Below are 12284 nucleotides of genomic sequence, written 5' to 3' on the forward strand. Positions count from 1 at the left end.
TGCGGCGGGCACCCGGGGGCTGCGGACGTACGTGCAGCTTTTCGTGCTGATCGCCCTGGCCAACGACGTGCGCTGCGTCGGGGCCTGCACCGGCGAGCGCTTGGCCGCGTGCGAACGCGCCACGGCCAGGTCTATGGAGGCCGCCGTCGCCAGCCGCTGCGCGGCGCTCATGAAGGCCTCCGCCTCATGGGAGTTGTCGGTGCCCTCGGCCTGGCGCAGCAGCGCTGCGATGCGAGCCAGCATCTTGTCGTCCGTCATAAGCGCCAAATTAGCGCAGCGATACGACATCCCCCTACAACCGCTTGGTGATCCAGGAGACCACGTCGTCGAGCACCTGGTCGCGCTCCGGCTCGTTGAACACCTCGTGATACAGCCCGGGGTAGACCTTCAGCTCGACGTCGGTGGAACCCACGCATTCGACCAGGCGGCGGCTGCCGTCGACGGGGATGAGCCGGTCGTCGGAGCCGTGCACCACCAGCAGCGGGGCCGTCAGCGCCGGCGCGCGCTGCGGCATGGTCTGCCCGACCTCCAGCAGCGCCCGTCCGACGCCCGCCGGGACTTTCCCGTGGTACACCAGCGGGTCGGCGTTGTAGGCCGCCACCACCGCGGGATCCCGCGAGATCGCGGCGACGTCGAGTTCCTGCACCGGCAGGCCCGGCACGACGACGCCGAGCACCTTCGCGGCCAGGATCATGAACGGGGACACCAGCTCCTGGGCCGCGACCGCCGGGGCCGACAGCACCATCATGTCGTAGTTGTCCGGGCGTTCGACGCCGTAGGCGAACACGATGCCGCCGCCCATGCTGTGACCGAGGACGATGCACTTCAGGCCCGGGTGCTCCCGGGTCGCGATGCGGACCAGGGTGTCGAAATCGGCCGTGTACTCGGAGATGTCCCGCACCAGCATCCGCTTGCCACCGGAACGGCCGTGGCCGCGGTGGTCCAAGGCGTAGGTGACCAGCCCCGCGGCGCCGAAACACTGCGCGACATGGTCGTAGCGGCGGGCATACTCGCCCAGGCCGTGGGACAGCACAACCACCGCGCGGGGCGCGGCGTCCGGCGTCCAGACGTCGTAGACGATGCGCACGCCGCCAAGGCCGTCGAAGGAGCGTTCAGTGCGCGTAGTCATCACGGGAAGCGTACAAGGGGTGGGCCCGTGTCGGAGACTCTGCGTAGGCTCATCTGACATGGGGCTGCTCACCGAAGACGCGGAGAAATCTGGCGGTGCCCCGGCGGTCGGCGGGGACTTCTCGACCGACGCCGAGCCGTACCGTCGCGAACTGCTCGCGCACTGCTACCGGATGACCGGGTCGCTGCACGACGCCGAGGATCTGGTGCAGGAGACCCTGCTGCGCGCCTGGAGGGCATACGACCGCTTCGAGGGCAAGTCGTCGATGCGGACCTGGCTGCATCGCATCGCCACCAACACCTGCCTGACCGCGCTGGAGGGCCGGCAACGCCGGCCGTTGCCGACCGGGCTGGGGGCGCCGAGCTCCGACCCCACCGCCGAGCTGGTGGAGCGGAGCGAGGTGCCCTGGCTGGAACCGCTGCCGGAGCTGACCGACGACCCGGCGGACCCGTCGGTCATCGTCGGGTCACGCGAGTCGGTACGGTTGGCGTTTGTCGCGGCGCTGCAACACCTTTCACCCCGGCAACGGGCGGTGCTGCTGCTGCGCGACGTGCTGCAGTGGAAGGCGGCCGAGGTGGCCGAGGCCATCGGCACCACCACCACCGCCGTCAACAGCCTGCTGCAGCGCGCCCGCACCCAGCTCGAGGCCGTCCAGCCCAGCTCCAGCGACCGGCTGACGCCGCCCGATTCCCCCGAAGCCCAGGACCTGCTGGACCGCTACATCGCGGCGTTCGAGGCCTACGACATCGACCAGCTGGTCGAGCTGTTCACCGCCGAGGCGATCTGGGAGATGCCGCCGTACACCGGCTGGTACCGCGGCCCGCGGGACATCATCACGCTCATCCACCAGCAGTGCCCGGCCGAACATCCCGGCGACATGCGCCTGCTCCCCGTGGTCGCCAACGGCCAGCCCGGCGCTGCCATGTATATGCGCGCCGGTGACGTGCACGTGCCGTTCCAGCTACACGTCCTCGACATCAGCGACGGCCGGGTATCGCGGGTGGTGGCTTTCCTCGACGGCACCCTGTTCGAGAAATTCGGGCTGCCCGCTACCGTGTGACGATGGCGAATCCCCCGCTCGTAACACCCGCGCCCGGGCAGCCGCTGCTGCTGTTGGGCGGCTTCGACACCGCCGAGCTGGGCTATGTCGCCGAGGAGTTCTTCGTCTCCGGAACGGCCGCGTCCTACGCGCCCAGCACCGCGCTGGGTCCCGACGGCGCGTGGAGCGTAACACCAAGTGGCAGTGCGGAATACACCACGCGGATGGTGGCGCTGACCCCGACCGACCCGGCCCACTTCAACGGGACGGTGCTGGTGGAATGGCTCAACGTCAGCGGCGGCATCGATGCCCCCGCCGTGTGGATGATGGCGCACCGCGAGATCCTGCGCGCGGGCTACGCCTACGTCGCGGTGTCGGCCCAGAAGGTGGGGGTGGACGGCGGCGGCGAGAACCTGATGGGCTTCGACATGTCCCTGAAGAGCCAGGACCCGGCACGCTACGCCGCCCTGAACCATCCGGGCGACGAGTACTCCTACGACATCTTTTCCCAGACGGGCGATCTCGTCCGCAACGGAGCGCTGGGCGATCTGCCCGTGCGGCACGTCGTCGCCGTGGGCGAGTCGCAATCGGCCATGTTCCTCACGACCTACGTCAACGCCGTCGATCCGCTCGCGCAAAGCTACGACGGCTTTCTGGTGCATTCTCGGTTCGGCTCGGCGGCGCCCCTGGACGGCGTTTCCATCTTCGACGAGTCACACCTCGACATGCCCGAGGCGGTCGCGTTCCGCACCGACCTGCGCGTCCCGCTCGTCACGATCATCACCGAGACCGACCTGTTCGGCGGCCCACGCGAAGGCTATTACTTCGCGCGGCAGCCGGATCACGATCGGCTGCGGGTCTGGGAGATCGCCGGCGCCGCACACGCCGACAACTACACGATCCAGGTGGCGCCCATCGACAACGGCTCCGCGCCGCTGGACGCCATCGTGGCCGCCTACGCGCCGACCAACGTGCTGATGGGCCAGCAGCTGGGCCATTACATCAACTTCGCGCCGCAACACCACTACGTGGTGCAGGCGGCCCTCGACGCGCTGCACACCTGGGTCCGCAGCGGCGAGCCGGCGCCGGTGGGCCCACCGATCGAGGTCCAGCACGGCGAGCTGCCCCGGCCCGTTCTCGATCCGCACGGCCTCGCCCGGGGCGGCGTCCGGACCCCGTGGGTCGACGTCCCGATCGCCCGGACATCCGGTATCGCCGAAGTGGAAAGCATCATGGCGGCGATCTTCGGCTCCGGCGAGCCGTTCGACGCGGCCACGCTGGACCGGCTCTACCCGGGCGGCGTCGACCAATACATCGACGGCTTCGCGGCTTCGCTGGACCGGGCGATCGAGTCGGGTTTCATCCTGCCGGCCGACCGCGCCGAGATTCTCGAGCTCGCCGCCGCGACGTATCCCCGGAACTAAAGGGCGCGTTCAGCTTTCGGCGGTCAGTACGTCACGCACCGCGGCGTCGGCAGCGCTCAGCAGGTCCGGGTCGATGCCGGCGCGGCCGCGCACCAGGACCGTGGCACAGTTGGCCACCGGCAGCCCCTCGGCGGGGCACAGGCCGTCGGGAAGCTTGCCGATCATCGGCAGCAGCGCCAACCCGAGACCGGAGCGCACGGCGGCGTAAAGGCCGGACAGGTCGCCACATTCGGCGGCGACTTCGTAAGCGATGCCGTGCCTTTCGAGGATCGAGAAGGCCGGCTCGCGCAACGTGCACGGCTCGGCATAGATCACCAATGGCAGCGGGTCACCTCGGCGAGCGGCGAAAGTCCGCGCCGAAACCCACCTCAGCTGCACGACTCCCGACGCATTGGCGCGGTCGAGCCCCGACCCGTCGAGCATGATCGCCAGGTCCAGCAGGCCCCGGTCGAGGGCATCGGCCAGCGAGACGTTGCGGTCGAGCCGGAACCGCGGCCGCCGTTCTGGAAGCCGCTCACGCAGCACGCTGGTCAGGGCGGGCAGCATCACGTCCGCGCCGTGCTCGGTTGCCCCGATCGTCAGCAGCCGGTGTTCGGTGGCGCCGAGGTCGTCGAGCGCCGCGTCGTGCGCCGCCAGGATCGCGCGGGCGTGCCGCAGCACCTTCTGACCGACGTCGGTGAACAACACGCCCCGGCCGGAGCGTTCGACCACCGGTTCGCCGACCACGCTCTCCACCTTGCGCAGGTGCTGGCTGACGGCGGACTGACTGAGGTGCAGCGCGGCGGCGGCGCGGTGAAATCCCCCACAGTCGGCCACCGCGACCAGGCTGCGCAGCGGCGCGATATCGAGCACCTGAGCCATAACCAGGAACCCTAATCCGATCAGCCAATATGATCAATCAACCGGCGCGATCACGTCGATTTTGTTCCGGTCACCGGAGATGCGATCAGTAATCGTGATCGATTGCGATCGCTAATAATCGTTGGACGGGGCCGGTCGACGTCGACGAACATGGGGGCATGGACTTGCCGCGCATGCCGTTGACGACTGCCTCGGCGGTCACCCTGACCTATGCGATCGGATATCCCATCGGGGCGCTCGCGGTGGCGGCGATGACCCCGATGGCCGTCTTGGTGCTGCGATTCGGTTTTGCCGCAATCATTCTGGCGTGCTGGGCCGCCCTGGCCCGAGCGGCGTGGCCGCGGGGGGCGCAGTTCGGGCACGTCGTCGTCGCGGGTCTGCTGATCCAGGCCGTGCAATTCTGCTGCCTCTACGAGGCGCTGCTGCTCGGCGCGCCGGCGGTGCTCTGCGCGGTGGTCGTCGCGATGAACCCGGTCACTACGACGATCCTGGCCACGCTGTTCCTGCGCGAGCGGCTCGGCTCGCGGCGAGTGTTCGCCCTGGCTCTCGGGGTGGTCGCGGTGCTCGCCGCTTGCGCTAAGAGGTTGATGAGCACGCACGGCGTCGACCCCGTAATCGCGCTGCTTGTGGTTGGGCTGCTTGGCCTTTCGGCCGGTGGGGTGTACCAGCAGCGGTATTGCGCCGGCGTCGACTTCCGCGCGATGAGCGCGGTGCAGAATGCCGTGGCGCTCATCCCCGCGACCGCGCTGGCGATCCTGACGCCGTTCGCCGTGCACGACGCGACCAAGGCCACCGTCGCGGTCACCGCCATGGTGCTGCTCAACGCCACGCTGGCGGTCAGCATCTACCTGCGCGCCATCAGCCTGCACGGGGCTGCGGCGGTGGCGATGCTGTTCGCCGTCATTCCCGCGGCCGCCGCGGTGCTGTCCTGGCTGATGCTCGGGCAGCGCCCGGACATCGGGGTCGCGATCGGCCTGCTGGCCGGCGGCCTGGCGTGCTGGCTCAACAGCGGGGCGTCCCGCCGGCGCCGCGAGACCGACCCGGGGGCCTCGGAGGCGCCGCGGCCACGCTTAGAAGAGGCGGCTGTCCGGTGACGGGCCCGGCACCGGGCGGACCAGGCCGGCCCCGGTGATCAGCGGCAGGTCCAGTGCGGACAGCAGCCCGGGTCGCGCCGCGCACACCGCCGGGATCGCGTTGACCATCCGCGACGCCCCGGCAACGCGCGCCCCGAGGTCGTGGTCGCGATCCTCGGCCATCTCGAATTCGCAACGCATGGTGGGCGATCCCTCGATTTCGACGCGGTAGAGGCCGCGGCCGGACGCCTGGCCGTAGCCGAGGTCCTTCGGCGGGATGCTGATGTGCGGCTGTGGCCAGTCCGGCGCGAGGTCGTCGCGCATCCGCGTCACGTGGTCGAGGACGAACGTCGCCTTGTCGCCGACGTATCCGGTCAGCGTGGAGCGCATCGCCGCGATGGTTCCCGTCGCGATGTGCCCGGTGGGCGTGTCGAACGACTCGGGGGCGGCGACGCGTTCGTTGGCCTCCTCGATGCGGTCGATCTTGACGCCGAGCCCCGCGGCGAGCTGGTGCAGCACCGGCCCCCAACCGAAGGTGAATATTCCGGGCTGCGCCGCGAAGGCCTGGTACTCCGGCGGCTTGCCGAACCCGAGGATCTCGTAGACCGCGGCCCGGTCCGGGTAGGTGGCATAGTTGAACATCTCCGTCACCCGCACCGACTCGATCACCCGCGATACCCCCGAAAGCACCAGCGGCAGAACGTCGTTCGCGAATCCGGAGTCGATCCCGGTGGTGAAGAACGATGCACCGCCGTCGAGCGCGGCGCGCCGCAACGGGTCGGTGAACGCGCCGGCCTCCTCCCCTAACCCGTCGGGATATACCAGCGGCACCACCGAACACGACACCACGTTCTTCCCGGCCCACAGGATCGACGCCATGTCCTCGACGGCCTCCAGCGGCCGCAGGTTGGCCCCGGCGGCATACACCACGGCGTCGGCCTCGCCGGCGATCATCGCCGAGGGGTCCCGGGTGGCGACCACCCCCACCGGCGCGATGCCGCACAGCTCGCCCGCGTCGCGACCCGCCTTCGCGTCGCTGTGCACGACGACGTCGACCAGCTCCAGCTCGGGGTGGTCGATCACCCCTCGCAGGGCGATCAGGCCCATGGAGCCCGGGCCCCAAACCCCCACCTTCACCACCACACGTCTCCTATTATTAGGACGCTCAACCTTAGATATCGGACGGATCGTAAGGAGCTTCGCGTGGGTGAGTCAACCGCCAAATCACCGCCCACCGCCCGCGTGATGGATGTGCTTGCGGCCCTGGCGGATTCACCGAGCGGGCACACGTCGGCCCAGCTGGCGAAGGCCTGCTCGATCAGCACGTCGACCTGCGCCCTGTTGCTCGCCGAGCTGGAACGGCGTGGCTGGGTGGCGCGGCACGAGGACCGCCGCTACGTGTTGGGCAGCGGCCTGTTCAGCCTGGTGCACGGGCTGCGGACGCAGTTCCCGCTGCTGGACCGGGGGCGCGACGCGCTGCGCTTCCTGCACGAAGCGCTCGGCGCGGGCTGCTCGTTGTCGAGGATCGGCCAGCGCCAGCTGACCACCGTCGACGCGGTCGGCCACGGCACCGACGGCGAACACGCCGTAGGGCAGCGCTTCCCGATCGACCCGCCGTTCGGCCTGGTCGCCATGGCCTGGCGCGACGACGAATTCGTCGACGCCTGGCTGCACCGCGTCGTGCCACGGCTGACGCGCACCGAGGTGACCCAGCATCGTCGGGTGCTGGCCGACATCCGCGCCCGCGGTTACGGCGCGTGGCGGTTCGACGACACCCACCGCTCGCTGCATCACCGGCTGGCCGACGTGCTGGCCTCGCTGGAACCGACCGCGCGAGTGACCCGCCAACTGACCACGCTGATGACCATGGTGACGCTGCGATCTGTCACCGGCACGCTCGAAACCGAGCTCGCCACAACGGAATTCGTCGTACTGCCGATCTTCGGCCGGGACGGGCAACCGGAGTACCAGATCGAGATCCACCTGGGCCGCCCGGCCGGGTTGACGCTGGAAGCGCTGGACGCCGCGCTGCGGCGCGCGCAGGAAATGTTGGCCTAGGCCGAATTGCCAGCCTCCTCAACGGTCCGCAAGCGGACCGCATCGTCACCTGGCTAGGCTGGAGCCCATGCCCGCCACCGTCGACGTCCGCCGCGCGGCCGACCGGGCCGTCACCACGACGCCCTGGCTGAAATCCCGGCATTCGTTCTCGTTCGGCGACCACTACGATCCCGCCAACACCCACCACGGGCTGCTGCTGGTCAACAACGACGACATCGTCCAGCCGGGAACGGGATTCGACACCCACCCCCACCGCGACATGGAGATCGTGACCTGGGTGCTGAGCGGCGAGCTGACCCACCGCGACTCCGCCGGTCACCACGGGACCATCTATCCCGGCCTGGCCCAACGCATGTCGGCGGGTAGCGGCATCCTGCACTCCGAAAAGAACGATTCCCGCACCGAGCCAGTCCATTTCGTGCAGATGTGGGTGGTCCCCGACGAGGCCGGCATCGACCCGGGTTACCAACAGCACGAGATCGACTCCGGGCTGCTGGACGCCGGACTTGTGACCATCGCCTCAGGCATACCGGGTAATGAGGCGGCCATCACTCTGCACAACCGCAACGCCGCGCTGCATGTCGCACGGCTGCAGCCCGGCGACTCGGTCGACCTGCCGCAGGCTCCCTACCTGCATTTATTCGCTGCGCGAGGCCGGGTCCAAGCGGCGAAAATCGGCGAACTCACCGAGGGTGACGCCGTCCGATTCGCCGACGCCGAGGCACCGCGGGTGACGGCGAGCGAGCCGTCCGAGCTGTTGGTCTGGGAGATGCACGCGGCGTTGGGAGTTTGAGGGCACCCGGCGAACACATAGAGTGGGCACGACAGACAGGAGCCCGCATGTCTCAATCGCAGCCGCGGCACGCTGCGCCGAACCCCAAGCGAAATATCAAGGCAGTTCGGACCGTGCGGTTCTGGTCACTCCCCGTCGTCGTCACGCTGGCGCTCATGTCGGCGTTGTGCGCGCTGTACCTGGGGGGCATCCTGAACCCGATGACCAACCTGCGGCATTTCCCGATCGCCGTGGTGAACGAGGACGCCGGCCCGACCGGCGCGCAGATTACCGACGGTCTGGTTGCCGGGTTGGACAAGAACAAGTTCGACGTCCGGGTGGTGTCCCACGACGAGGCGCAGCGCCTGCTGGACACCGCACACGTCTACGGGGAGTTGGTCATTCCGCCCACCTTCTCGTCCAACCTTCACGAGTTCGGCGCCAGCGCGGTCACGCCGGGCCGCACGACGCGTCCCTCGGTCACCATCTCCACCAACCCGCGGGCGGGCACCCTCGGCGCCAGCATCGCCGGCCAGACGCTGACCCAGGCGATGGCCGTGGCCAATGGCAGAGTGGGCCAACGACTTTCGGCCGACGTCGCGGCCGAGACCGGGGGCGCGCCGTTGACCGGCGCGTCGGCGCTGGGCCTGGCCAACCCGATCGACGTCAAATCCGGCGTCTACAACGCCCTGCCGAACGGCACCGGCAACGGGCTGTCGGCGTTCTACTTTGCGCTCTTGCTGCTGCTGGCGGGCTTTACCGGCAGCGTTGTGGTCAGCACGCTGGTCGACGCGCTGCTCGGCTACGTGCCGGCGGAGTGGGGCCCGGTGTACCGCTTCGCCGAGCAGGTCAAGATCTCGCGATTCCAGACGCTGCAACTGAAATGGGCCATCATGACGCTGCTGGCGCTGCTGACGTCGGGCGTGTACCTGGCCATCGCGCACGGGCTGGGCATGCCGATCCCGCTCGGCTGGCAACTGTGGGCGTACGGCGTCTTCGCGATCATCGCAGTGGGCATCACGTCGAGTTCCATACTGTCGGTGCTGGGTTCGATGGGCCTGCTGGTCAGCATGCTGATCTTCGTGATCCTCGGGCTACCGTCCGCGGGAGCCACCGTCCCGCTGGAGGCCACGCCGCCGTTCTTCCGCTGGGCCGCCAAATTCGAGCCGATGCACCAGGTTTTCCTCGGCGTGCGCTCGCTGGTCTATCTCAACGGCCGCGCGGATGCCGGCCTGTCGCAGGCGTTGTGGTTGACAGGCATCGGGCTGGCCATCGGCCTGCTGCTCGGCGGCATCGTCACGCACCTCTACGACCGCAAGGGCTTCCACCGCATCCCGGGGGCGGTCGAGCTGGCGATCGCCGCGGAACACCAGGCCCAGCATCAGGCGCGGGTGCAAAAGCGCGAGCGCCCCGACGCGGACCTGGCCGAAACTCCGACCGACACCCCCGCCGAGGCCGAGAGCGAAAGCCCAAGCAGGCAAACGTAATTCGAGTGCGGCCTAAGCGTCACGCGTTCGTTATCGAAGTTGACAGTGTGACTGGTGTGGCTGATGCTATTTATGTTGCATAGCTATCAGTGCCGAAAGGTCCATCGTGCTGACGCCCCTCGCCAGCTTGCGCCGGCTGGCGGCCTGCTGCACCGCGGTCCTCGCGTGCGCGGTGGTGGCGAGCACCACCGGACAACCCGTCGCCCACGCCGCTGACGGCCGCGACCTGCTCGCCAGCGCCATCGAGACCACCAAGGGCTCGTACCTGGTCTACAACTTCGGCCCGGGTCATCCCACGCCCATGCTCAACGCCGGCGGCAGCTGGTACGAGATGAACAACGGCGGGCACCTGATGGTCATCAAGAACGCGGCGGGCCGCCTGGCGCCGCACCTCCTGGTGGACAGCCACCAGGGCGATCAGGCGCGCTGCGAGAACAATCCCGGTGCCCGCACCGGCGAGGGGCTGTGGCAGGCGTCGGAGGTCTACGCGCCGCTGCAGGCGTGGCAGCGGATGGGCCAGCCGACGATCGCGATCAACGCCAACTTCTTCGACATCCGCCCGCAGAAGGGCGGCTCCTGGCGCGAGACGGGCTGCAGCTCCCCGCTGGGCGCGTTCGTCGACAACACGCACGGGCAAGGCCGGGCGAACCAGGCGGTCACCGGCACCGTCGCGTACCCGGGCAAGCAGGGCCTGTCCGGCGGCGGCGAAAGCTGGAGCGCCCTGTCAACGATGATCCTGCCGTCCGGTGGCGCTCCGTATGTGTTGCGCGCCAGAAGCCCTCAGGACTATGACGTCGCCACCCCCGTCGTCGCCGACCTGCTGAACCGCAACGAGCGGTTCGTCGCGGTGTCGGGGATCGGCCTGTTGTCCCCCGGCAAGACCGGGCAGCTCAACGACGGCGGCCCCAGCGCGGCGCGTACGGCCCTTGCGTATGTGAAGCAAAGGGACGAGATGTACATCTTCGAGGGCGGCAGCTACACGCCGGACAACATCCAGGACCTGTTCCGCGGGCTCGGTAGCGACACCGCGGTCCTGCTGGACGGCGGCGGCTCGTCGGCGATCGTGCTGCGGCGCGACACCGGCGGCATGTGGGCCGGCGCCGGCTCACCGCGCGGATCGTGCGACACCCGGCAGGTGCTGTGCGACTCGCACGAGCGCGCGCTGCCCAGTTGGCTGGCCTTCAACTAACGGTCGATGGCGCCTTCGGACCGTAGCGGAAGATCAGCAGGCTCGTCGCCACCACCGCGGCCGTGACCGCGAACACCGGGGCGACGACGAATCGCGACATCGTGGCCCCCACCAATGCGCCCGCACACATCGTGAAAACGACGCTGAAGCGCAGCTTTTCGCGCTCGCCCGTACCGCCGGCGAGATGGCTGTCCAGGCCGAGGCTGACGATGGTCGACGTCAGCACCGTAGTGGACAGTTCCTGAATCCCGAACTGGCGCGCGCTGGAATGCTGCAGACCGAAGGTCACCGCGAGCAAGCCGATCATGATCAGCTTGGTGTTGTCGTGGTAGTGCAGCACACCCGCGCCGGCCAGAATCGACAGGGCGACCAGCAACACGATCTCGGTGGCCAGCACCGTGCTGATCCACGACCGCGTCCGCTGGTCGAAATGCCTTGCCAACCGGCCACTGACGATCGTGGTACAGACGAAGGTGGGCAGGGCCACCACGACCGCCGTCAGGTCGATGCTGGTCCTCGGGGCCAGCCAGAAGCCGAGGAAGATCACGTTGCCGGTCATGTTCGCCACGAAGACGTGGCCGAGCACCAAGATGCTGATCGCGTCCGCGAGGCCGGTGGCGAAGGTCAGCAACAGCAGCGCGGCAACGGTCGAGCGCTCGGATACCGGCGACGCAACGGCCATGGGCTGCTTAAGATCCCGTCGCGTTAGAGCTGCGGTGTCAGGTCCAGCGAGGTGATGGTCGTCATCCTCGTCACCAGCCAGTGGCCACCTGCGCGCTTCATGAACAGCCGGTAGGACAGGTACTTCAGCGACGGGATGTTCTTGGTCAGCGGGCTGGTGGACGTGGTGTTGGTGTAGACGATGACGACGGCGTTCGGGTCGTCCAGCGATTCGACCGCCGCGCCGGTCACTTGGGTGCTGTTGGTCACCTTGGCCTGCTTGTTGGGGCCCACGATCGCGTCGACGAACTTGCGGTACTGGGCCTCGAAGTCACCGCTGAGGTAGGCGGCGGCCCGATCGGCGAGGCCGTCCATGTTCTCCGGGGTGTAGGTCCACAGCGTCGTGATCGCGTTGGCCGCCGTGCGCGCCACCTTCAATTTCGTTGCGGCCGTGGCGCGATCGCTCAAATATGGCTGCACCGCCGCACCCGCGAACGCCGCGGAGCCGACGAAGAGCACGGCGGCCACCGCGATGGAGATGGCGAGCCGCTTGCCGGCCAGGATCTTGCGCCGGGGGCGGCGCGCGGGCTTG

General features: G+C 68.9%; 12 protein-coding genes and 1 pseudogene. 7 read left to right on the top strand and 6 right to left on the bottom strand.

What is annotated here, in order from left to right; all coding sequences use genetic code 11:
- Positions 1-258, bottom strand: a 258-nt coding sequence (locus A5706_RS00430) for a DUF2786 domain-containing protein (protein WP_231984912.1), incomplete at its 3' end; no start/stop codon positions are given.
- 34 nt (positions 259-292) lie between these two features.
- A complete protein-coding gene (locus tag A5706_RS00435; RefSeq protein WP_156766883.1) occupies positions 293-1132 on the bottom strand; it encodes an alpha/beta hydrolase in 840 nt (279 codons plus the stop codon).
- On the opposite strand from A5706_RS00435, the pseudogene A5706_RS00440 reads away from it, so the two are divergent.
- Both A5706_RS00440 and A5706_RS00445 read left to right on the top strand, forming a co-directional pair.
- Positions 1080-2189 (top strand): annotated as a pseudogene (locus A5706_RS00440) (sigma-70 family RNA polymerase sigma factor). The gene A5706_RS00435 and the pseudogene A5706_RS00440 sit on opposite strands and share 53 nt — an antisense overlap.
- Positions 2190-2191: 2 nt before the next feature.
- Positions 2192-3592 carry an alpha/beta hydrolase domain-containing protein gene (locus A5706_RS00445; protein WP_068125979.1) on the top strand — a complete coding sequence of 467 codons (1401 nt, stop codon included), beginning with the start codon at positions 2192-2194 and terminating at the stop codon, positions 3590-3592.
- A 9-nt stretch (positions 3593-3601) separates the two neighbouring features.
- Here the strand turns inward: A5706_RS00445 and A5706_RS00450 are convergent, their stop codons facing one another.
- Positions 3602-4453, bottom strand: a complete 852-nt coding sequence (locus tag A5706_RS00450; RefSeq protein WP_068125981.1) for a LysR family transcriptional regulator — start codon at positions 4451-4453, stop codon at positions 3602-3604.
- 173 nt (positions 4454-4626) lie between these two features.
- Between A5706_RS00450 and A5706_RS00455 the strand changes: the two genes are divergently transcribed.
- Positions 4627-5547 carry a DMT family transporter gene (locus tag A5706_RS00455; RefSeq protein WP_068125997.1) on the top strand — a complete coding sequence of 307 codons (921 nt, stop codon included), beginning with the start codon at positions 4627-4629 and terminating at the stop codon, positions 5545-5547.
- Here the strand turns inward: A5706_RS00455 and A5706_RS00460 are convergent.
- Positions 5524-6666, bottom strand: a complete 1143-nt coding sequence (locus tag A5706_RS00460; protein ID WP_082964101.1) for a dihydrodipicolinate reductase — start codon at positions 6664-6666, stop codon at positions 5524-5526. The two genes, A5706_RS00455 and A5706_RS00460, sit on opposite strands and share 24 nt — an antisense overlap.
- Before the next feature lie 105 nt (positions 6667-6771).
- Between A5706_RS00460 and A5706_RS00465 the strand changes: the two genes are divergently transcribed.
- From A5706_RS00465 to A5706_RS00480, 4 genes are all read left to right on the top strand, one after another.
- Complete coding sequence (locus A5706_RS00465; protein ID WP_068125999.1) at positions 6772-7584, top strand: MarR family transcriptional regulator; 813 nt, start codon at positions 6772-6774, stop codon at positions 7582-7584.
- Between the two features lie 67 nt (positions 7585-7651).
- Entirely contained in the window at positions 7652-8377 is a 726-nt protein-coding gene (locus tag A5706_RS00470; protein ID WP_068125985.1) for a pirin-like bicupin family protein, read from the top strand.
- Positions 8378-8424: 47 nt separating this feature from the next.
- A complete protein-coding gene (locus tag A5706_RS00475) occupies positions 8425-9843 on the top strand; it encodes a YhgE/Pip domain-containing protein (RefSeq protein WP_068125987.1) in 1419 nt (472 codons plus the stop codon).
- Between the two features lie 79 nt (positions 9844-9922).
- Positions 9923-11032 (top strand): phosphodiester glycosidase family protein, encoded by a 1110-nt coding sequence (locus tag A5706_RS00480; protein ID WP_156766884.1) that lies wholly within the window; start codon positions 9923-9925, stop codon positions 11030-11032.
- Here A5706_RS00480 and A5706_RS00485 read toward each other — a convergent pair.
- Together A5706_RS00485 and A5706_RS00490 are read right to left on the bottom strand one after the other, a co-directional pair.
- Positions 11025-11714: a YoaK family protein gene (locus tag A5706_RS00485; RefSeq protein WP_068125992.1), complete on the bottom strand. Its 690-nt coding sequence runs from the start codon at positions 11712-11714 to the stop codon at positions 11025-11027. The two genes, A5706_RS00480 and A5706_RS00485, sit on opposite strands and share 8 nt — an antisense overlap.
- A 23-nt stretch (positions 11715-11737) precedes the next feature.
- The coding region (locus A5706_RS00490; RefSeq protein ID WP_068125995.1) for a mammalian cell entry protein at positions 11738-12284 on the bottom strand (547 nt) is incomplete at its 5' end.

Origin of the sequence: Mycobacterium sp. E796, from assembly GCF_001672815.1 — a bacterium.
Taxonomy (GTDB): Bacteria; Actinomycetota; Actinomycetes; order Mycobacteriales; family Mycobacteriaceae; genus Mycobacterium.

Excerpts from the sequence above, each read along its gene's own strand:
- A5706_RS00485 (WP_068125992.1), bottom strand. The coding sequence starts at position 11,714 with ATGGCCGTTGCGTCGCCGGTATCCGAGCGCTCGACCGTTGCCGCGCTG.
- A5706_RS00465 (WP_068125999.1), top strand. The coding sequence starts at position 6,772 with ATGGATGTGCTTGCGGCCCTGGCGGATTCACCGAGCGGGCACACGTCG.
- A5706_RS00445 (WP_068125979.1), top strand. The coding sequence starts at position 2,192 with ATGGCGAATCCCCCGCTCGTAACACCCGCGCCCGGGCAGCCGCTGCTG.
- A5706_RS00475 (WP_068125987.1), top strand. The coding sequence starts at position 8,425 with ATGTCTCAATCGCAGCCGCGGCACGCTGCGCCGAACCCCAAGCGAAAT.
- A5706_RS00450 (WP_068125981.1), bottom strand. The coding sequence starts at position 4,453 with ATGGCTCAGGTGCTCGATATCGCGCCGCTGCGCAGCCTGGTCGCGGTG.
- A5706_RS00455 (WP_068125997.1), top strand. The coding sequence starts at position 4,627 with ATGCCGTTGACGACTGCCTCGGCGGTCACCCTGACCTATGCGATCGGA.
- A5706_RS00470 (WP_068125985.1), top strand. The coding sequence starts at position 7,652 with ATGCCCGCCACCGTCGACGTCCGCCGCGCGGCCGACCGGGCCGTCACC.